This is a genomic window from Nonomuraea salmonea (genome assembly GCF_042428605.1).
GTDB classification, from domain to species: Bacteria; Actinomycetota; Actinomycetes; order Streptosporangiales; family Streptosporangiaceae; genus Nonomuraea; species Nonomuraea salmonea.
In genome coordinates, this window is record NZ_JBHMCF010000019.1 from 104,518 (window position 1) to 123,022 (window position 18,505).

An 18,505-nucleotide genomic window follows, 5' to 3' on the forward strand; every position below is an offset into this window, starting at 1 on the left:
ATGATGGAATAACCCGGCGGGCTCTGGCGCTACCGTAGCCGTCAAATGTTCAACAGTCATGGATGGTGACTAAAGTGCAGTTCGGCATCTTCAGCGTGGGTGACGTCACCACCGACCCCACCACCGGCAGAACCCCGTCGGAGCACGAGCGGATCAAGGCGATGGTGGCGATCGCGCTCAAGGCGGAGGAGGTGGGTCTCGACGTCTTCGCGACCGGCGAGCACCACAACCCGCCCTTCGTGCCGTCCTCGCCCACCACCATGCTGGGCTACATCGCGGCCAGGACCGAGCGCCTGCAGCTGTCCACGGCCACGACGCTGATCACGACCAACGACCCCGTGAAGATCGCCGAAGACTTCGCCATGCTGCAGCACATCGCCGACGGCCGGGTGGACCTCATGCTGGGGCGCGGCAACACGGGGCCCGTCTACCCGTGGTTCGGGCAGGACATCAGGCAGGGCATCCCGCTGGCCATCGAGAACTACGCGCTGCTGCACCGGCTGTGGCGCGAGGACGTCGTCGACTGGGAGGGCCGCTTCCGTACGCCGCTGCAGGGCTTCACCAGCACCCCGCGCCCGCTCGACGGCGTGCCGCCGTTCGTGTGGCACGGCTCGATCCGCAGCCCCGAGATCGCCGAGCAGGCCGCCTACTACGGCGACGGCTTCTTCGCCAACAACATCTTCTGGCCGAAGGAGCACTTCATGCGCCTGATCAACCTCTACCGGCAGCGCTACGCCCACTACGGCCACGGCACGCCCGAGCAGGCCGTCGTGGGGCTCGGCGGGCAGGTGTTCATGCGCAAGAACTCCCAGGACGCGGTACGCGAGTTCCGCCCCTACTTCGACAACGCCCCCGTCTACGGCCACGGCCCCTCGCTGGAGGAGTTCACGGCCGAGACGCCGCTCACCGTGGGCAGCCCGCAGCAGGTCATCGACAGGACGCTCGAGTTCAGGGAGCTCTTCGGCGACTACCAGCGCCAGCTCTTCCTCATGGACCACGCGGGCCTGCCGCTGAAGACCGTGCTGGAGCAGCTCGACATCCTCGGCGAGGAGGTCGTGCCGGTGCTGCGCAAGGAGTTCGCCAAGGACCGCCCCGCCGAGGTGCCCGGCGCGCCCACGCACGCGTCGCTGCTGGCGGCGCGGGACGCGACCGCTCCCGTCGGCGCCTGACCTGCCTTCCTTCGCTGCGAAAGGAGACCTCCCCTCATGAAGCTCGTCGTCGTCACGGCGGGACTGACCCAGCCCTCCTCCACCCGCCTGCTCGGCGACCGCCTGGGCGAGGCGGTCGCCCAGGCGGTCACCCAGGCGGTCACGGGGCGGGCGGAAGCCGCCGAGGTCGAGACCGTGGAGCTGCGCGACCTCGCCGTGGACATCGCCAACGCCTTCGTCACCGGCTTCCCCAACGGCCGGCTGCGCGCGGCCATCGAGACCGTGACCGCGGCGGACGCGCTCATCGCGGTCACGCCGATCTTCAGCGGGTCCTACAGCGGGCTGTTCAAGTCGTTCTTCGACGTGATCGACAACACCGCGCTGACCGGCAAGCCGGTGCTCATCGCGGCCACCGGCGGCACCGCGCGGCACTCGCTGGCGCTGGAGCACGCGCTGCGGCCGCTGTTCGCGTACCTGCGGGCCGTGGTCGTGCCGACCGCCGTGTACGCGGCCTCGGAGGACTGGGGCGGCGGCAGGGACGCCTTCACCGACGGGCTGGGCGAGCGCATCGAGCGCGCCGCCGAGGAGCTGGCCGCGCTGCTGCTGCACCGCGTGCCCCGCCGGGCCGAGCCGGAGGCGGTCGTGCCGTTCGAGCAGCAGCTCGCGGCACTGCGCCCGGGCGAGCCCGACTAGCGGGTGAACGCCCCGGGGCGGTGCCCCGGGGCGGGTGATCAGCGCTTGACCGAGACGACGTCGTACTTCGTGTCGGGGGCCGGGGTCGTGCTGAAGCGGGCGTTGGGGAGGTAGAGGCGGTGGCCGCGGGCGGCGACCGTCGTGGGCACGTCGAACTCGCGGTGGGTGATGCGCTTGACGAGCCTGCCCGATTCGCCGTCACGGGACAGCCTGATCACCGCGATCCGGTTGTCCCTGTTCTGGACGGCGTACAGGGTGCGGCCCTCCAGCAGCAGGCCGTCGCCGTTGGTCAGGTTCGTGCCCCGGAGCCTGACCTCCTCGGTGAACCCGGACCGCGGGTTGACCTCGAAGAGCTTGCCGGTGTTCGACTGGACGACGAGCAGCGAGCGGCCGTCGGGGCTCGCGACGATGCCGTTGGCGTTGATGCCCTCGCCGTACTTGATGGCTCCTCTGAGCCGGATCTTGACGGCCTTGGCGGGCAGCCTGCCGCGGCGGCCGAGGTCCAGCTTGTACAGGACGGGGTTGCTGGAGTCGGTGAAGTAGGCGGCCCGGCCGACGATGATCACGTCGTTGACGAACGACGTGCCGGTGGCGAGCCGGTACGACTTGAGCACCTTTCCGGTGCGCAGGTCGATCACCCGGGCGTCGCCCGCGTTGCCGCCCGCCACGAACAGCCGCCCGCGGCCGTCGGTCTCCAGGCCGAGCGACGGCGTGCCGGGGCCCTTGCTGATCACCCTCCCCCTGCCGGTACGCAGGTCGGCGCGGTAGATGTCGCCGGTGGCGCGCGAGCCGAAGTAGGCGTGGCCGCCGGCGATCGCGATGCCCTCCGGCTGGAAGCCGTTGGGCAGGGGGAACGTGTCGGTTCTCGTCGCCGCCTGCGCGGGGCCGTGGAGCGTGGCGCCGAGCAGGACCGCGGCGAGTGCGCTGAGTGCGGTCTTCTGGATCGCGGATCTCATGCGCCCACGATGCCCGCGGGATCTTCTGCGGCAAAGACCCGTTCGCGGCTTCTCAGATACTTCTCAGATTGTCCGCCCCATAGGTGCTGCTTCGTGGGTCCTGCGGCGGGCGGGCCCAGCGAGTAGGTTGGGACAGAGCCAAGCAAACGGGGTAGATCATGACAAATAGTGCCCGTCACGCTCTGGGAGTGCTCGCCGGGCTGCTCCTGCCCGCCCTGCTCGCCGCCGGCCTCTGGTACGGCGTGGGCGAGCTGTCCGTCACCGCCCAGCGGGAGCTGCGCGTCTCCTGGGTCGCCCTCGGGGTGCTGGCCGTCTCGGGGATCCTCCTCGCCTTCCTGGCCGGCTCGCGGCTGTCGCCCGTCGCCTCGCTGCTCGGCGGGCTGGCGTACACGGGGCTGGGCGTGCTGCCGTTCGCCGAGATCAGCACGGGGACGCGGCTGCTGCCCGACGCGTTGCTGCCGTCCTCCCTGCAGAGCGGGTTCATGACCTTGACGTACTCGGGGCTGCAGTTCCTGCTCGGCGTGGCGCTGCTGGTCGTGTCGGCGTTCCCGTCGCGGTGGCGGGGGCGGGAGCAGGCGGTGGACCCGTACGAGGGGCAGTGGCAGCCGGGGCCCTCCCCCTACCTGCCGCCGCCCACCGGGCGACCCGAGGACGCCACGCGCCCGATGTACCGCGAATGAGCCTGCCCGGGCCTGACAGAATGCCGCCATGCGCGACACGACGATCGACGACTTCCTGAGCCGGCTGGCCGACCGGGTGCCCGCGCCCGGCGGCGGCGCCACGGCGGCCCTGCACGCGGCGCAGGGAGCCGCGCTGCTCGGCATGGTGGCCCGCTACACCACGGGCGAGAAGTACGCCGCCCACGCCGAGACCGTCGACGCCGTGATCGCCGAGACCGACACGTTGCGGGCGCGGGCGCTGCGGCTGGCCGAGGAGGACGCGGCCGCCTTCACCGCCGTCACCGACGCGTACCGGCTGCCCAAGGGCGAGGAGCGCACCGCCACCATCGCCAGGGCCCTGGCCGGGGCGGCCGAGCCGCCCGCCCGCGTCATCGAGGCCGCCGCGCGCGTGGTCGAGCTGTGCGAGCTGCTGCTGCCGATCTGCAACCGCAACGTCCTCAGCGACGTGGCCGCCGCGGCGGACGCGGCCCGCGCCGCCCTCAGCACGGGCCGCGTCAACGTCGAGATCAACCTCGGCGGCATCAAGGACGAGCGGGTACGCGAGGAGCTGAACATCCGCATGTCCGGTGTCGACGCCGCCGTCGCCAGGGCAGACTGGGTGACCGCCGAAGTACGCGAACAGATCAAGCCGTGAGATCGGATGGCGGCGTCGGCCTGGGAGCAGGGAGCGAGCCGAGCGGTGGCCGCGGCGGCGCGTGAGGACAGGTGGCGGGTCCTGTGGGGGCATCCGTCCGACAGCAGGGGGCAGGACGACCGTTGAAGACACTGACCGGCAAGGACCTGGCGGCCGCGATCAGGGCGCAGACGCAGGCGGAGGCCGCAGCGGGGGTGCAGCCGCGACTGGCCGTGGTGGTGGCCACCGCCGACGAGGCGAGCCTGTGGTACGTCCGCTCGATCGCCAAGGCGGCGGCCGGCCTCGGCATCGCCTGTGACGTCGTCGACCTCGGTCCCGATGCCGCCCCCGACCAGATCGCCGAGACGCTGGCCAGGCTCTCCGCCGCGCCCGACGTCCACGGCGTCATGCTCCAGACCCCGCTGCCCCCGGGCGCGTCGGCGCAGCAGCTGGCCGCCGCCATCGACCCGCGTAAAGACGTCGACGGCGCCAACCCGCTCTCGCTCGGCCGGCTGGCCGCCGGGCTGCCCGCGTTCCCGCCCGCCACGGCGGCCGCCGTGATGGCGCTGCTCGACCACTACGAGGTGCCGCTGGAGGGGCGGCGGGCCGTGGTGGTCGGCCGCTCGACCGTGGTCGGCAAGCCGCTCGCCCACCTGCTGCTCGACCGGCACGCCACGGTCACCGTCGCCCACTCGCGCACCCGCGACCTCGCCTCGGTCACCGCGCGGGCCGAGGTGCTGGTCGCCGCCGCCGGACGCGCCGGCCTGATCGGCCGCGACCACGTGGCCCCCGGCGCCGTGGTCATCGACGTCGGCACCAACCCCACCGACGACGGCGGCCTCACGGGCGACGTCGACGCCACCGCCGTCGCGGACGTGGCCGCCGCCCTCACCCCGGTCCCCGGCGGCGTCGGCCCGGTCACCACCGCCCTCCTCCTCCGCCACACCGCCAGGGCCGCCAACCTCCCGTGACCTCCCCCGAACCACAGCGCACCGGTCATGTGGCGCAGGTCCGCGGCGGCCGGTGCCCCGGTGGTGTGGTGCGGGCCCTCTGTTGAGCTGCTCCCTTGCGCAGATCGTCCACCAGCCTTGATCGTTCATCTTTCCCATCTCGTGGAGGCCGGCGTTGCCTGACGTGCTCATCATTCAGAACAGCAGGAGCGGCGGTCCCGGCCGTCTGGGCGACTGGCTGGCCGAGTCCGGGTTGCGGCCTGACGTCGTCCTCGCCCACGAGGGGGCCGCGTTGCCCGAGCGGTTGCGGCATGATGCCCTGATCATGCTCGGCGGCGGTTATCTCCCGAGTGAGGACCACCGTGCGCCCTGGTTGCGGGACGCCCGCCGGCTCATGGGGCAGGCGCTGGCCGATGAGGTGCCGGTGTTCGGCATCTGCCTGGGCGGGCAGATGCTGGCCGAGGTGGCGGGCGGCGAGGTGACCGGCGACACCGGCCTGCCCGAGAACGGCAGCCTCCCCGTCACGATCAGGGCCGAGGCCGCCGCCGACCCGCTGTTCCACGGCCTGCCGCCCGTCGTGCCCGCCATCGAGCACCACAAGGACGCCGTCACCCGGCTCCCCGGCGGCGCCGTCCACCTCGCCGAGACCGAGCGCTGCCCGTACCAGGCGTTCCGGGTGGGTGAGCGGGCGTGGGGGGTGCAGTTCCATCCGGAGGTGGTGCCGGCGCGCATACGTCAGTGGGAGGTCGACGGGTTCGACCCCGACGAGGTCTATGCGCAGGCCGTGGCCGACGAGCCGGTGTCCACGCCGGTCTGGCGGCAGGTGGCCGGGCGTTTCGCCGCCCTGGCCACCGCACCCGGGCCGGGCGAGCGGCGCCGCTCGGTCAGCGGAGCGCGTCCGTGATGGCGCTCACGGCGGCCTGCCAGATCGGGGCCGTGGGAGCGATGACGTCGAAGTGCCCGCCGGGCAGCTCCAGGTACGTCACGTCGTCCCCCGCCGCCCTGGCCGCCACGGCGTAACGACGGGAGAAGTCGACCAGGTCCAGATCGTCCTCGGCCCCCTGGACGATGAGCTGCGGCACGCCCAGCGGCACGCGCCGGAGAGGCGACGACTCCGCGTACCGGTCGGCCCGCGCAGGCCCCGGCGGCCGGCCGAGCGACGGGTGGCCCAGTGCGGCGGCGACTGCGCCGGCGCTGAGCCAGCGGCGGTCGCCTGCTTCGAGGTCGAGTACGCCCGCCAGCGACACGGCCAGCGACACGAGGGCCCCGTCCGCCGCTGCCCGCAAGGCGAGTTGCCCTCCTGCCGAATGGCCGACGACGGCCACCCTGCTCAGGTCCAGCCCCATCCCGCCGGTGGCGCCCGGGTCGTGGAGGGTGGACAGGGCGGTGGCGATGTCGGCGGTCGTGGCATTCCAGCCGTGCAGGTCGGGGCGGCGGTACTCGATGTTCCACACGGCGAAGCCGCGTCCGAGGAGGTCGGCGCAGAGGGGCTCCATCAGGTCGGCGGCCCAGATCGAGCGCCAGTAGCCGCCGTGGATCAGCGCCACCACCGGGAGGCCGGTCCCGGTGGTGGTCCACGGCTCCTGTGCCCCGTCACGTCCGTCCGCATGGCGGCGCGTTTCCGGCACGTACAGGTCGGCCCACTGGTCGGGCTCGGTTCCGTAGGTGACGCACCTGATGCCGGGGTAGCGCATGCGGTGCACGGCGTGTCGGATGCCCCACGTCAGCCCCTGGAGGCCGCGCCCTTGGATACGCCGCACGCCCTCCCCGGAGTCCGTGCGTTCGAGGTCCACCCAGACGGTCACCGGTGGGGCCGTCACCGGGCCGGTGGGTCGATCGACGACCACGGCGGCCTCGCACGTCCCGAGCAGGACCTGCAGGTGGGTGGGGTCTTCGGCGAACGCGACGGCCCCCGTCACACCCTGGGCCGCGAACTCGCGGTCGGCGATCTCCCTGAGCAGCCGGGTGTCCGCCACCACCCCGTGACCGACCACGACCAGGACCTCGCTCATGATCCCCGACCTTACAGAACGGGATAGCTTGGGCGGGTGCATGTGGAGCAGCTTCATCCCTGGCCGTCGAGCGTTCCCGAGGCGGAGGCCCTTCAGGATCGGCTCAGGTCCAGGGTCGAGCTGGACGGGCCGTCCGCGTTCGAGCTGATCGCGGGGCTCGACGTGCACTATCGCGGCGATGACGCGCTGACGGCGGCCGTGGTCGTGCTGGACGCGGGCACGCTGGAGCCGGTGGAGCAGGTCGTGGCGCAGGGGGAGGCGGCGTTCCCGTACGTGCCGGGGCTGTTCGCCTTCCGCGAGCTGCCCGCGCTCGTGACGGCGCTCGAACGGCTCAAGACCACGCCCGACCTGCTCGTCTGCGACGGGTACGGACTCGCGCACCCGCGCGGGTTCGGCCTGGCGTGTCACCTGGGCGTGCTGACCGGGCTGCCGTCACTCGGAGTGGGCAAGACGCCGTTCGTCGGCACGCACGAGCCGCCCGGAGACGAGCGCGGCTCCTGGACGCCCATCGTCCACGAGGGCGCGACGGTGGGCCGCGCCCTGCGCACACAGCGGGGCGTCAAGCCGGTGTACGTCTCCCAGGGCCACCGCATCGCACTGGACGTCGCCACCGAGCAGGTTCTGCGTCTGGCGGCCCGCTACCGCCTGCCGGAGCCGATCCGCCACGCCGACCACCTCGCCAGACACCCGTGACGGTCGCCGGGCCCGGCCCCCGCGCGGGCCGGGCGGCCGAGCCCCCGGCCCGCGGGTCAGCGGCGCCAGGCCCAGACGAGCAGCCAGACGCTGAGCCCGAAGAGGCCCATCCCGAGCGGTACGTGCGCCGCCACCGCCCCCGACCCGCCCAGCATCGACTGGACGAACCCGAGCAGCAGCACCGCCGCGCTCACCACCGCCGGCCACCCGGCGCCCCGCCCCGGCCGCCACAGCAGCACGGCGACGACGAGCTGCACCAGCCCCAGCAGGTGCACCGCGCTCGCCCCCATGCCGTGCAGGCCCGCCGCTCCCCCGCTCATGAGCTGCCCGGCCGTCACCGCCTGGAGCAGCACGGCCAGCGTGTTGAGCACGGTGACGACCTTGAACGTGGTGGCGTATCCGGTCTTGCCGGCGACCTCGGTGACCACTCGACTTCTCCCTCTGACCGCTGTGGACGAAGGTCTTCAGCATGTCGGCGGGAGATCGGGCCGGGCATCCGCCGTACGTCGCGGTCCTGTCTACGCCCGCTGATGTATCAGGTGCTGCATCAGGTGCTGCATCAGGTGCGGCGGTGCTCACCTGACGAGGCCAGCGGCGGCAGGATCGCCTGGGCGTCCGCGCCGCCGAACCACAGGCCGATCACGAACGCGGCCGTCGCCTCCAGCAGCATCGCGCGGTCGAGGCCGCCGCCGTCCACGGGGGTGCAGCCGAGGGCGGTGACCAGCGTACGGGCGGCGTCCAGCGCCTCCTGGTCGTCGCCGCACAGGGGCACCGCCAGCGGACGGCCGTCGAACACCGGCGGGGTCATCCGCCACACGTCCACGTTGCACAGGTTGAACGCCTTCACCACGTGGCCGCCGGTGACGTCGGCGATCAGGCGCGCGATGGGGCGGGTGGGGTCGTAGGCGAAGATGTCGGCGGTGTTGACGACGTCGATGAGCGGCTTGCCGCGCAGGGCCGTACCGGTGGCTCTGAGTGTGTCGGCCAGACCCGCCTCCCTGACCGCCACCACGACGACCTCACCGAACGCGGCCACCTCCGCGAACGACCCACTTCGCACCTCTCCCGGCCCTCCGCGCGATCCGGGCCGCACCTCGCCCGGCGTGGTGGCGAGGGCGGCGGTCATGGTCTTCGCGCGTGTGGCGCCGCTCGACTCGTTCCGGCCGCTGACCATCACCTCGTGTCCGGCACGTGCCCACTGCGTGCCCAGGGCGTCCGCCATGCCGCCCGCGCCCAGGATCCCGATCCGCATATGTCCCGCCTTCCATCCATAAGCCCCCGATGTGGGGCTTTACCGTGATAGGAGGACACTAGAAAGCTCGTCGCACACCATTCGGTGCCTAACGGAGGCCGCTGTTGTTCCTCGCCGACTGCCAGGCCAGGCTGGCCTTCGACCTGCTGGGCAACACGTGGAACGCGGTCGTGCTGTGGGCGCTGCGGCACGGCCCGCGCCGGCCGGGAGAGCTACGCGACACGATCGGCGGCATCAGCACCAAGGTGCTGACCGAGACGCTGCGCCGCCTGGAGTACAACGGCCTGGTGACCCGTCACGCGTACGCCGAGGCCCCGCCCAGGGTCGAGTACGAGCTCACCGCGCTCGGCCACTCCCTGCTACCCCCGATCGCGGCGTTCGGCGAATGGGCCTTCGACCACGCCGACGAGGTGCTGGAGGCGCAGGATCGGTTGGACGGCACCCGTTCTCCCTGAGTTCACTTAGACGCAGTGTTACTGAATAACTACTCTGGGTAACTAGTCGGAGGTTGTTCCTCACCAACTCCCAGGAGGTTCCATGCACGTCGCTTTGCGCAGGGCAGCCGTCGCCGCCGTCGTCGCCGGTGGTCTCACGCTGCTGGCCGCACCCGCGTCGCACGCCGTCGTCGATCCCGCCCTCGTGCTCGGCTGCGTCTCCACCGCCACCGACCTCACCACGCTGATCGACCCCGCCGCTCCCGGGCTGCCGGCCGAGCTGCCCCTGACGGGCTGCCTCGCGCCCTGACGCGACACAGGTAAGGGACCACCCCTCGACACGGTACGGACGGCGCCCCCATGCCGTCCGGTCCCAGCCATCGAAGCGCAGCAGCAAGGAGTTCCGTTGAAGGCACGAGTCCTGCTCGCCGTCGCCGCCCTGGCGATGGCGTTCGGCACGCCCCCTATCGTCCTCGACACTCTCGGCTCGTTGGATCCGCCCCTCATTGAGATGCACACCTTCGTCCAGCACATCAACATCCTGACGTCGTAGTGCGTCTCGCGCAGGTGCCCGTGACCGACACGCCGGCCGGGCCAGTGTCCCCGCTCCGGCGTGTCGGTTACGTCATGTTCCTCAGCCGATGGATCCAGGTGCCGCTCTACCTCGGGCTGATCGTGGCCCAGGTCGTCTACGTGTGGCGCTTCATGGCGGAGCTGGTCCATCTGGTCCACCTGGGCTTCGGCGGCACGCCGGCGGAGACCACCGTGATGCTGATCGTCCTCGGGCTCGTGGACGTCGTGATGATCTCGAACCTGCTCATCATGGTCATCATCGGCGGCTACGAGACGTTCGTCTCCCGATTGCGCATCGAGGGGCATCCCGACCAGCCGCAATGGCTCTCGCACGTGAACGCCAACGTGCTGAAGGTCAAGCTGGCGATGGCGATCATCGGCATCTCCTCCATCCACCTCCTCCAGATATTCATCAACGCGGCACGTCCCGAAATCACCGACAGGGAGCTCATATGGAAGACGCTGATCCACCTGACCTTCGTGGTCTCGGCCCTGGCGCTCGCCATGATCGACCGCATCATGGCAGGCGGACGTCCCAGCCACGGCACCGGCAGCAGCGAGGACACCGGCCAGATGCCGCAGCAGCGGATGGCCGCCTAGAGCGGCCGGACAGGGCACGGCTCCCTGGCGCGGCCGCACCGGCGAACGCGGCAGCGGCGAACGCGGCAGCGGCGACGGCGACGGCGGCAGTGGCGACGGCGGCAAGAGCGACGGCGGTCACCCCGGGTGGGCTGCGGGTCGCTCGGCTGGGGGGTGCGGCCGGGATCGCGCTCGTGGCGATGGCGCTGCTCGGCGGCCCCGCCAAGGCGGTGCAGCCGCCCCCGGCGCAGCCGGCCGCGAACGCCGCCGGGCCCGCGCAACCCGCAGAACCGCAGCCCGCCGAGCCCGCACAGCCCGCCGAGCCCGCACAGCCGACCGAGGCCGCGCAGGCCGCCGAACCGGCGGAGCCCCCTGAGGCGGCCGAGGCTCCGCCCAAGACCGGCGGGTCCCTGATCGGCAACGTCATCATCTTCAATGACGAGATCGTCGAGCCGGTGTCGCTGCCCGTGACGACCTGTGGCGGGCTGGTGCCGCTGCTCAGCAAGGCACCCGGGTCCTGCCCGGGCGCCTCGCGGGTATCGGACGACGACGCCTGAGGAGGGACGCGTGAGGACGTACGTGCCCGCCCCCCGCACGGGCGGGCACGCCTCGCCCCGTCAGCGTCGCGGGATCCCGCGACCGAGGCTCAGGGGAAAGAGCGCCTCCAGGGCGGCGGCGACGCCGTCCTCGTCGTTCGACAGCGTGCGGTGCCGGGCCGCCGCCAGCACGAGCGGGTGCGCGTTGGCCATCGCGTAGCCCGCGCCCGCGTACATGAGGACGGCCAGGTCGTTGGGCATGTCGCCGAACGCCACCACCTCCCCGGCGTCGATCCCCCGCTCCTGGCAGATCCGGTCCAGCGTGGCCGCCTTCGTCACCCCGGCCGCGCTGATCTCCAGCAGCCCCTCCACTCCCGAGTACGTGACCTCCGCCAGGTCACCGATGGCGTCGGCCACGGCGGCGTACATGTCGTCCGCCGTGTGCGCGGCCGACATGGCGAGCAGTTTGACGATGGGCTGGCCGGCGTCGAACACCGAGGCGACCTCCCGGTAGAAGGCCATGTCCGCCTCGATTCGCCGGGTGTAGGCGGACTCGGCCAGCACGTTCCTGCCCGTCTCGACGGCCAGGCCGACGCCGGGCAGCACCTGGGCCAGGGTCTCGGCGACCTCGCGGGCGGCCGACGGGGTGAGCGGGCTGCTGTGGGTGATCTCGTCGGTGGCGACGTCGTACACGATGGCGCCGTTGCTGCAGATGGCGGTGCCGTCCACGCCGGTCCGCGCGGCGATCTCCCTGACGCCGCGCGGGGCCCGCGCGGTGACGAAGACGATCTCGGCGCCGGCGGCGCGGGCCGCGCGCAACGCCTGCCTGGTACGCGGGCTGACGGTGCCGTCTGACGTGAGGAGGGTGCCGTCGAGGTCGGTGGCCACGATGCGCGGGAACGGTGTGGGAGTCACGAACGTGATTATCCCGACTTCAATCCCTAGATCACCTGCTAGGCATTGTTATGGTACGCACGTGTCCTCGAACACGCCCCCTTCGAACCCGCCCCCGCCCGACGGCTCGCCCTGGGCGAACCCCTCCGGAGATCCACTGACCTCGAACACGCGGTCCAGGAACGTGCCGTATGCGGACGCGCCGACCGGGCACACGCCGCCCGGAAACGTGCCGTATGCGGACGCGCCGACCGGGCACACGCCGCCCGGAAACGTACCGTATGCGGACACGCCGTCCAGGCACACGCCGCCCGGAAACGTACCGTATGCGGACACGCCGCCCGGGCACACGCCGTTCGCGGACGCGGCCGCATTTCCCCCGCCGCCCCGGCCCTCCCTGCTCGCGGTGGACCGGCCGGCCGATCGGCTGGCGTCGGTGTTCCGGTTCGCCGTCGAGCTGGTGGCCTGGGTGGCCGTCCCGTGGGCGCTGGCCGGGTATTCGATCCCGCTGGCCGTGCTCTCCACGGTGCTGCTGATCGGGCTGCCGACGTTCTTCGCCACCCCCGGCGACAAGCGGCACGTGGTCGTGGCGGTGCCGGGGTTCGTGACGATCGGGCTGGTCCTTCTGCAGGTCGTGGCGGCCGTGGCGGCGGCGTGGACGGTGTGGCACGCCGTGGCGGCCGCGGTGGTCACGGTACTGGCGGTGGTGACGGTGGTGCTGGAGCTGCCGCGCTGGCGGTGGCTGCTGTCCCGCGCACCCAGGCCCCACTGACCCAGCCCTCGCTGGATCCAGGCCCCGCTGGATCCAGGCCCCGCTGGATCCAGGCCCCGCTGACCCCCGCTGACCGAGGCCCCGCGGCCGCCGGGCGGTCGGACCCGCGCCGTCGCCGGAATCAGATGCGCATCTCCGACGGGAGGAGGCCGGCGGCGTCGGGGAGTTCCAGGCCGAGGAGGCGGCCGGAGTCGCCGTAGTCGAGGACCACACCTTCCGCAGCGACCTGACGAACCACCTCACCTGGCACTATTTCATTCTTCATCGCGATATAGGCGATGTTCCGTTCGTCGTCCACGGTGACGTACACCGTCTGGGCCCGCTGACCGCCCGGTACGCCCTCCCAGGACAGCAGCCCCTCCTTGGCCTCGTGCGAGCCCGCCAGCGCCGCCCGCACCATGACCATCGCCCGCTCGACCGCCTCCAGCGAGTCGAGCCCCGTCACCTTCCGCTCGTGCTCCCACCCCTCCAGCCCGTCGATCCGGTACGGGCACGACCACTCGCCGGTGGGCTCCTCGTACGGCAGGCCGATGGTGACGACCACTTCACGCGGCGGATCGGTACGCAACGCCAGCACCCGTTGGGCGATCTCGTACATGTCTGCTGATCTACCCATAGGGCCGCACCCGGAAGACTCGGTTAGGCAACGCCGGGCCCCGTGCCTTATCGTCGCCGGAGAACCATTCGTGCCACGCCGCCCAGGGGCCGCCGCCGTCGCGGCCGTGAGGAAGCCTCCTTGACATCCTCCCCCTCGTGAACGAGGGAGGTCCCACGGTCGCCCGTGAGGGTTCCTGCTTCACAGCCGGTCGCCCGTCCGAGAGGACTCTCGTTGAGGTCTTACACCCGCTCCACAGGCGTTTCAGCTCTCCGCCAGCCCGGCGGCGAGCACGTTCCTGGCCGCGTTCACATCCCGGTCATGGACCGCACCACAGGCACAACTCCACTCCCGGACGTTCAGCTGCATCTTCTCCCGCAGGGCCCCGCACGCCGAGCACAGCTTCGACGACGGGAACCAGCGGTCAACCGCCACCACAGTCCGCCCGTACCACGCGGCCTTGTACTCCAGCATGCCGCGCATCTCTCGCCACGAGGCGTCGCAGATGGCGCGAGCCAGACTACGGTTCTTGACCATGGTGCGGACGGTCAGGTCTTCCACGGCGATCACTTGGTTCTCGCGAACAAGCCGTGTCGTGACCTTGTGCAGGTGATCTCTTCTGCGGTCGGCGATCCGGGCGTACACCCTGGCGACCGTCACTCTGGCCTTGGCCCGGTTGTTCGACCCCTTCTCCTTTCGGGCCAGGGCCCGCTGAGCCTTGGCCAGCCTGCGCCGATCGGCGCGCTCATGCTTGGGGTTGACGATCTTCTCGCCGGTCGAGAATGTCAGCAGCGCGGTGATGCCGGCGTCTACACCGACGCTGCGCCCGGTAGGCGGGAGCGGGCTGATCTTCTCCTCGACCAGGAGGGACACGAACCAGCGTCCCGCGCTGTCGCGGGAGACGGTGACCGTGGACGGCCGCGCACCCTCCGGCAGCGGACGCGACCACACGATGGCCAGCGGCGTGTCCATCTTGGCCAGCGTCAACTCCCCGTCACGCCAGCGGAACGCCGAGCGGGTGTACTCCGCCGACGCCCGGGACCTCTTCCGGGACTTGAACGTGGGGTACTTGACGCGCTTGGCGAAGAAGTTCGCGAACGCCGCCTGAAGATGCCGCAACGCCTGCTGAAGAGGAACCGACGACACCTCCGACAGGAAGCCGCACTCGCCGCTGCGCTTCCACTCCGTCAGCCGCGCAGAAGACTCCACATAGGAGACACGGCGGCCTTCCAGCCGGTAGGCGCGGGTGCGCTCCTCGAGTGCCTTGTTGTAAACGAGACGGACGCAACCGAACGTCCGGGCAAGCTCCAAGGCTTGCTCGGGGGTCGGGTGGAAGCGGTACTTGTAGGCCCGCTTCACGATCTGCGCCACAACCCACAACCTACCGCCGATCAACAACAGGTCGCATGCGTGTTCGATGAATACGGTTCGCCTGACGGCGAACCGGCTGCCCCTGTCCTGCTCCGCAGGGGTCCGATTCCTCCCCCGCCTGAAGGCGGGGGTTGCCACGGAGGTATCTGATGAACGAGTCGTTCGGGACCCGCCTTCGCGCCAGGCTCGACGCGTACGGGCCGCTCTGTGTCGGTATCGATCCCAGCCCCGCGCTGCTGCACGCCTGGGAGCTCGACGACGCGCCGGCCGGGATCGAGCGGTTCAGCCGCACGGTCGTCGAGTCCGTCGCCGACGTCGCCGCCGTCGTCAAGCCGCAGTCGGCCTTCTTCGAGCGCTGGGGCAGCCGCGGCATCGCCGTGCTGGAGCGCACCATCGCCGACCTGCGCGAGGCGGGCACGCTGGTGCTGCTCGACGCCAAGCGCGGCGACGTCGGCAGCACCATGACGGCCTACGCGGAGGCCTACCTCGACCGGGGCAGCCCGCTCGCGGCCGACGCGGTGACGCTCAGCCCGTATCAGGGGTTCGGGTCACTGGAGGGCGCGATCACGTCGGCGGTGGCCAACGACGCGGCCGTGTTCGTGGTGACACGCACCTCCAACCCCGAGTCGGCGGACTTCCAGCAGCCGGTGGCCGGGCAGGTGCTGGCGGGCGCCGTGGCCGCGAACGCGGGACACTCGCCGTTCGGGCCGGTCGGCCTGGTGATCGGGGCGACGCTGCAGCGGCTCGACCTGCCGCTCGACGACCTCAACGGCCCCATCCTGGCGCCGGGGATGGGCGTCCAGGGGGCGACGCCGGCCGACGTGGCGCGGCTGTTCGGGCCGGTACGCCACGCCGTCGTGCCGTCCGTCTCCCGTGCCGTGCTCGCCGACCCGCAGCGGCTGCGCGCCCGCGTGCTGCGCTACCGCGACGAATGCGCCGCCCACCTGTCACCTCAGACCGCCGCTCACCTTTGACCGGCGGCTCCCTCGGGGCCGTTCAGTTCTGAACGGCGGCTCTCCCGTGGGTGCTCAAACCTGAACGGCTGTCCCCTCGCGGGCCCGCGCGACGGCGGCCATGACGGCGTGCACCGACGCCGTCAGCACCGAGGTGTCCTGGGCCGCGCCCCAGCGGGTGACGCCGCCCGCGCGCAGCTCGACGTACGCGATGGCCCTGCCGCCCCTGCCGGGGTCGAGCGCGTGCTCGGCGTAGTGCAGGATGTCCGCCTCCGTGCCGCCGGCGGCGAGCGCCGCCGTGAGCGCGGCCAGCGGGCCGTTGCCGGTGCCGTGCACGCGGCGCCCGCCGGGCAGCGTCCCCTCGAACACGTGCACCCCGGGAGCCTTCTCCACCGTCCTCCACTCCACCGGCGCGGCGCCCTCGCCCGGCGCGACGTAGGTGGCGTGGAACAGCTCCCACAGCTGCTCTGCGGTGATCTCCTCGCCGCTGCCGTCGGTGGCCCGCTGCACGACCGATGAGAAGTCGATCTGCAGGCGGCGCGGCAGCTCCAGGCCGTAGCGGGTGTGCAGCAGGTACGCGATGCCGCCCTTGCCCGACTGGCTGTTGACGCGGATGACCGCCTGATAGTCGCGGCCCACGTCGGCGGGGTCGATCGGCAGGTACGGCACCTCCCACGGCGCCCGCTCGGGCGGCACGCCCAGGTCGGCGGCCCGCTTGGCGTGGTGGGCCAGGCCCTTGTTGATGGCGTCCTGGTGGGTGCCGGAGAAGGCGGTGTAGACGAGGTCGCCGGCGTAGGGGTGGCGGTCGGGCACCGGCAGCCTGTTGCAGTGCTCGACCACCCGGCGCACCTCGTCGATGTCCGACAAGTCCACCATCGGGTCGACGCCCTGGGAGTGCAGGTTGAGCGCCAGCGTCACCAGGTCCACGTTGCCGGTGCGCTCGCCGTTGCCGAACAGGCAGCCCTCCACCCGCTGCGCCCCCGCCAGCACGGCCAGCTCGGCGCAGGCCACGCCGGTGCCGCGGTCGTTGTGCGGGTGCACCGACAGGATCACCGCGTCCCTGCGGTCGAGGTGGCGGTGCATGTACTCGATCTGGTCGGCGTACACGTTGGGCGTCGCCACCTCGACCGTCGCCGGCAGGTTGTGGATCACCGGGCGGTCGGGTGAGGCGTCCCACAGGGCCGTCAGGCCGTTGCAGACCTCCAGGACGTAGTCCGGCTCGGTGAGGTTGAACACCTCAGGCGAGAACTGGAAGCGGATGTCGCGGTCGCCCGCCAGGCGGGCGACGTGCTCGGCGGCGTCCCTGATCAGGGCGTGCAGCTCGGCCCTGTCGTGGCCGAGCACGACCTCGCGCCAGGTCGGGGCGGTGGCCGTGTAGAGGTGCACGACCACGCGGGACATGCCCTCGATGGCGGCGAACGTACGCTCGATCAGGTCGCGCCTCGCCGCCGTGAACACCACCACGCTCACGTCGTCCGGCACCATGCCCGGGGTGGCCAGGTGGCGGACGAAGTCGAAGTCGGTCTGGCTGGCCGAGGGGTAGCCGACCTCGATCTCCTTGTAGCCCATCGTGGTGAGCAGCTCGAACATACGGCGCTTGCGTGCCGGGTCCATCGGCTCGGCCAGCGCCTGGTTGCCGTCGCGCAGGTCCACCGGGACCCACAGGGGCGCCTCGGTGATGCGCCGCGCGGGCCAGGCGCGGTCCGCCGCCGGCACCTCCACGCGGTCGTGGGCGGGGCGGTAGCGGTGGTACGGCATCGCGCTCGGGCGCTGCCGGTTCCAGTCGTACATCTCTCTTTGTCCTTCGGTCGCTCTTCGGGGGACCGGCGGGCACCCTGACCACCGCGGCGGGGTGCCGGTCCGGTCAGGCCCCGCCGCGGCGGCCGAGAAGCAGCAGACCGTACGACATGCGGGCTAGACTAACCACATCACAGGTCCTCAGACAACCTGAGAGGTTGACGCCCATGCCGCTCGGCTCCCTTCGCCCCAGCCCGCTCGTCGAGCAGGCCACCGAGCATCTGCGCGAGCAGATCACCCAGGGAGAGTGGCCGGTCGGCACCCGGCTGCCCGGGGAGAACACGCTGGCCAAGACGCTGGGGGTGGGGCGCTCGACCGTGCGCGAGGCGTTGCGGGCGCTCGCCGGCGCCGGGCTGGTGCAGGCGCGGCAGGGGTCCGGTGTCTACGTGATCGCCACCGAGCCGGCCGAGGACTGGCCCGCCCGGCTGCGGCGGGCCGCCATCACCGACGTGTACGAGGTCCGCGTCATCGTCGAGACCCAGGCGGCGCGGCTGGCGGCGGAGCGGCGTACCGAGGAGGACGTGGCGGCCCTGGAGGCTGCTCTGGCCGCCCGCGCCCGTGCGGCGGATGGCGACGACGCCGCCTTCGTCGCCGCCGACATCGCGCTGCACGCGGCGGTCGTGGCAGCGGCCCGCAACCCCGTGCTCACCGACCTGTTCGAGGAGTTCGCACCCGTGCTCAGGGAGGGGCTGATCTCCCTGGTGGAGCTGCTGTCGCTACGCGAACACGACCCCAACATCGGCCACGACACGCACGCGGCACTGGTGGCCGCGATCAGGAACGGCGACGCCGACGCCGCCGCCGAGACCCTGCACACCGAGCTGCACCAAACCCTGACCCACCTCCACACGCACCCCGCACCCCGCAGCTGACCGCAGTCACCACCGCCGTCCTCAGGAGGTGGAGGGCGACCAGCGAACTTGTCCGCCGACCGCAGCCACCACCAATGTCTTCTCAAGCCCCCAACGGCTACTGCGACATCGGTGGCACCGGCGTCTCCTGTC

Annotated in this window: 22 protein-coding genes and 1 pseudogene; 15 read left to right on the forward strand and 8 right to left on the reverse strand. The window is 71.9% G+C overall.

Features of this window, described 5'->3' with window-relative positions:
• Window positions 1-74 precede the first annotated feature (74 nt).
• Together ACFFR3_RS20275 and ACFFR3_RS20280 are read left to right on the forward strand one after the other, a co-directional pair.
• A complete protein-coding gene (locus tag ACFFR3_RS20275; RefSeq protein ID WP_345386476.1) occupies window positions 75-1,169 on the forward strand; it encodes an LLM class flavin-dependent oxidoreductase in 1,095 nt (364 codons plus the stop codon).
• Between the two features lie 36 nt (window positions 1,170-1,205).
• Window positions 1,206-1,841: an FMN reductase gene (locus ACFFR3_RS20280; RefSeq protein ID WP_345386478.1), complete on the forward strand. Its 636-nt coding sequence runs from the start codon at window positions 1,206-1,208 to the stop codon at window positions 1,839-1,841.
• A gap of 38 nt (window positions 1,842-1,879) precedes the next feature.
• On the opposite strand, the gene ACFFR3_RS20285 is transcribed toward ACFFR3_RS20280, so the two are convergent.
• A complete protein-coding gene (locus tag ACFFR3_RS20285) occupies window positions 1,880-2,797 on the reverse strand; it encodes a superoxide dismutase (RefSeq protein WP_364373522.1) in 918 nt (305 codons plus the stop codon).
• Window positions 2,798-2,955: 158 nt separating this feature from the next.
• Between ACFFR3_RS20285 and ACFFR3_RS20290 the strand changes: the two genes are divergently transcribed.
• The 4 genes from ACFFR3_RS20290 to ACFFR3_RS20305 all read left to right on the forward strand — a co-directional run bounded on the left by ACFFR3_RS20290 (window position 2,956) and on the right by ACFFR3_RS20305 (window position 5,944).
• Entirely contained in the window at window positions 2,956-3,477 is a 522-nt protein-coding gene (locus ACFFR3_RS20290) for a hypothetical protein (protein ID WP_364373519.1), read from the forward strand.
• Window positions 3,478-3,505: 28 nt separating this feature from the next.
• The gene (locus ACFFR3_RS20295) at window positions 3,506-4,111 is read left to right on the forward strand and encodes a cyclodeaminase/cyclohydrolase family protein (RefSeq protein ID WP_345386481.1); all 606 of its coding nucleotides are present in this window, start codon (window positions 3,506-3,508) and stop codon (window positions 4,109-4,111) included.
• A 122-nt stretch (window positions 4,112-4,233) separates the two neighbouring features.
• On the forward strand, window positions 4,234-5,061 hold the full coding sequence (locus ACFFR3_RS20300; RefSeq protein WP_364373513.1) for a bifunctional 5,10-methylenetetrahydrofolate dehydrogenase/5,10-methenyltetrahydrofolate cyclohydrolase: 828 nt from the start codon (window positions 4,234-4,236) through the stop codon (window positions 5,059-5,061).
• Window positions 5,062-5,224: 163 nt separating this feature from the next.
• On the forward strand, window positions 5,225-5,944 hold the full coding sequence (locus ACFFR3_RS20305) for a type 1 glutamine amidotransferase (protein ID WP_364373860.1): 720 nt from the start codon (window positions 5,225-5,227) through the stop codon (window positions 5,942-5,944).
• Here the strand turns inward: ACFFR3_RS20305 and ACFFR3_RS20310 are convergent.
• A complete protein-coding gene (locus tag ACFFR3_RS20310) occupies window positions 5,925-7,052 on the reverse strand; it encodes an alpha/beta hydrolase (RefSeq protein WP_379483629.1) in 1,128 nt (375 codons plus the stop codon). The genes ACFFR3_RS20305 and ACFFR3_RS20310 overlap by 20 nt on opposite strands.
• Before the next feature lie 36 nt (window positions 7,053-7,088).
• On the opposite strand from ACFFR3_RS20310, the gene ACFFR3_RS20315 reads away from it, so the two are divergent.
• Window positions 7,089-7,745, forward strand: a complete 657-nt coding sequence (locus ACFFR3_RS20315) for an endonuclease V (RefSeq protein ID WP_345386491.1) — start codon at window positions 7,089-7,091, stop codon at window positions 7,743-7,745.
• A 56-nt stretch (window positions 7,746-7,801) separates the two neighbouring features.
• Here the strand turns inward: ACFFR3_RS20315 and ACFFR3_RS20320 are convergent, their stop codons facing one another.
• On the reverse strand, window positions 7,802-8,173 hold the full coding sequence (locus ACFFR3_RS20320; RefSeq protein WP_364373504.1) for a hypothetical protein: 372 nt from the start codon (window positions 8,171-8,173) through the stop codon (window positions 7,802-7,804).
• 131 nt (window positions 8,174-8,304) lie between these two features.
• On the reverse strand, window positions 8,305-8,997 hold the full coding sequence (locus ACFFR3_RS20325; RefSeq protein ID WP_345386494.1) for an NADPH-dependent F420 reductase: 693 nt from the start codon (window positions 8,995-8,997) through the stop codon (window positions 8,305-8,307).
• Between the two features lie 104 nt (window positions 8,998-9,101).
• Between ACFFR3_RS20325 and ACFFR3_RS20330 the strand changes: the two genes are divergently transcribed.
• The 5 genes from ACFFR3_RS20330 (at window position 9,102) to ACFFR3_RS20350 (ending at window position 11,140) form a co-directional block, all read left to right on the forward strand.
• On the forward strand, window positions 9,102-9,452 hold the full coding sequence (locus ACFFR3_RS20330; protein ID WP_345386496.1) for a winged helix-turn-helix transcriptional regulator: 351 nt from the start codon (window positions 9,102-9,104) through the stop codon (window positions 9,450-9,452).
• Window positions 9,453-9,534: 82 nt separating this feature from the next.
• A complete protein-coding gene (locus ACFFR3_RS20335) occupies window positions 9,535-9,741 on the forward strand; it encodes a hypothetical protein (protein ID WP_345386498.1) in 207 nt (68 codons plus the stop codon).
• Window positions 9,742-9,837: 96 nt separating this feature from the next.
• Window positions 9,838-9,984, forward strand: a complete 147-nt coding sequence (locus ACFFR3_RS20340) for a hypothetical protein (RefSeq protein ID WP_345386500.1) — start codon at window positions 9,838-9,840, stop codon at window positions 9,982-9,984.
• Between the two features lie 74 nt (window positions 9,985-10,058).
• Complete coding sequence (locus ACFFR3_RS20345) at window positions 10,059-10,604, forward strand: TIGR00645 family protein (RefSeq protein WP_345386502.1); 546 nt, start codon at window positions 10,059-10,061, stop codon at window positions 10,602-10,604.
• Between the two features lie 173 nt (window positions 10,605-10,777).
• A complete protein-coding gene (locus ACFFR3_RS20350; RefSeq protein WP_379483630.1) occupies window positions 10,778-11,140 on the forward strand; it encodes a hypothetical protein in 363 nt (120 codons plus the stop codon).
• Between the two features lie 60 nt (window positions 11,141-11,200).
• Here the strand turns inward: ACFFR3_RS20350 and ACFFR3_RS20355 are convergent, their stop codons facing one another.
• On the reverse strand, window positions 11,201-12,034 hold the full coding sequence (locus ACFFR3_RS20355; RefSeq protein WP_345386506.1) for an HAD family hydrolase: 834 nt from the start codon (window positions 12,032-12,034) through the stop codon (window positions 11,201-11,203).
• Window positions 12,035-12,419: 385 nt separating this feature from the next.
• Here ACFFR3_RS20355 and ACFFR3_RS20360 point away from each other — a divergent pair, with 385 nt between their 5' ends.
• Complete coding sequence (locus ACFFR3_RS20360; RefSeq protein WP_345386508.1) at window positions 12,420-12,785, forward strand: hypothetical protein; 366 nt, start codon at window positions 12,420-12,422, stop codon at window positions 12,783-12,785.
• 121 nt (window positions 12,786-12,906) lie between these two features.
• Here the strand turns inward: ACFFR3_RS20360 and ACFFR3_RS20365 are convergent, their stop codons facing one another.
• Window positions 12,907-13,401: a DUF2283 domain-containing protein gene (locus ACFFR3_RS20365; protein ID WP_364373489.1), complete on the reverse strand. Its 495-nt coding sequence runs from the start codon at window positions 13,399-13,401 to the stop codon at window positions 12,907-12,909.
• Window positions 13,402-13,558: 157 nt separating this feature from the next.
• Window positions 13,559-14,751: pseudogene (locus tag ACFFR3_RS20370) on the reverse strand (RNA-guided endonuclease InsQ/TnpB family protein); the annotation flags it as partial.
• 149 nt (window positions 14,752-14,900) lie between these two features.
• On the opposite strand from ACFFR3_RS20370, the gene pyrF reads away from it, so the two are divergent.
• Window positions 14,901-15,725, forward strand: coding sequence for an orotidine-5'-phosphate decarboxylase (gene pyrF / locus ACFFR3_RS20375; RefSeq protein ID WP_345386512.1), 825 nt, complete (start codon window positions 14,901-14,903; stop codon window positions 15,723-15,725).
• A 54-nt stretch (window positions 15,726-15,779) separates the two neighbouring features.
• Here the strand turns inward: pyrF and leuA are convergent, their stop codons facing one another.
• Window positions 15,780-17,495, reverse strand: a complete 1,716-nt coding sequence (leuA, locus tag ACFFR3_RS20380) for a 2-isopropylmalate synthase (protein ID WP_345386514.1) — start codon at window positions 17,493-17,495, stop codon at window positions 15,780-15,782.
• A gap of 173 nt (window positions 17,496-17,668) precedes the next feature.
• Here leuA and ACFFR3_RS20385 point away from each other — a divergent pair, with 173 nt between their 5' ends.
• Window positions 17,669-18,373, forward strand: coding sequence for a FadR/GntR family transcriptional regulator (locus tag ACFFR3_RS20385; protein WP_379483631.1), 705 nt, complete (start codon window positions 17,669-17,671; stop codon window positions 18,371-18,373).
• The last annotated feature ends 132 nt before the right edge of the window (window positions 18,374-18,505 follow it).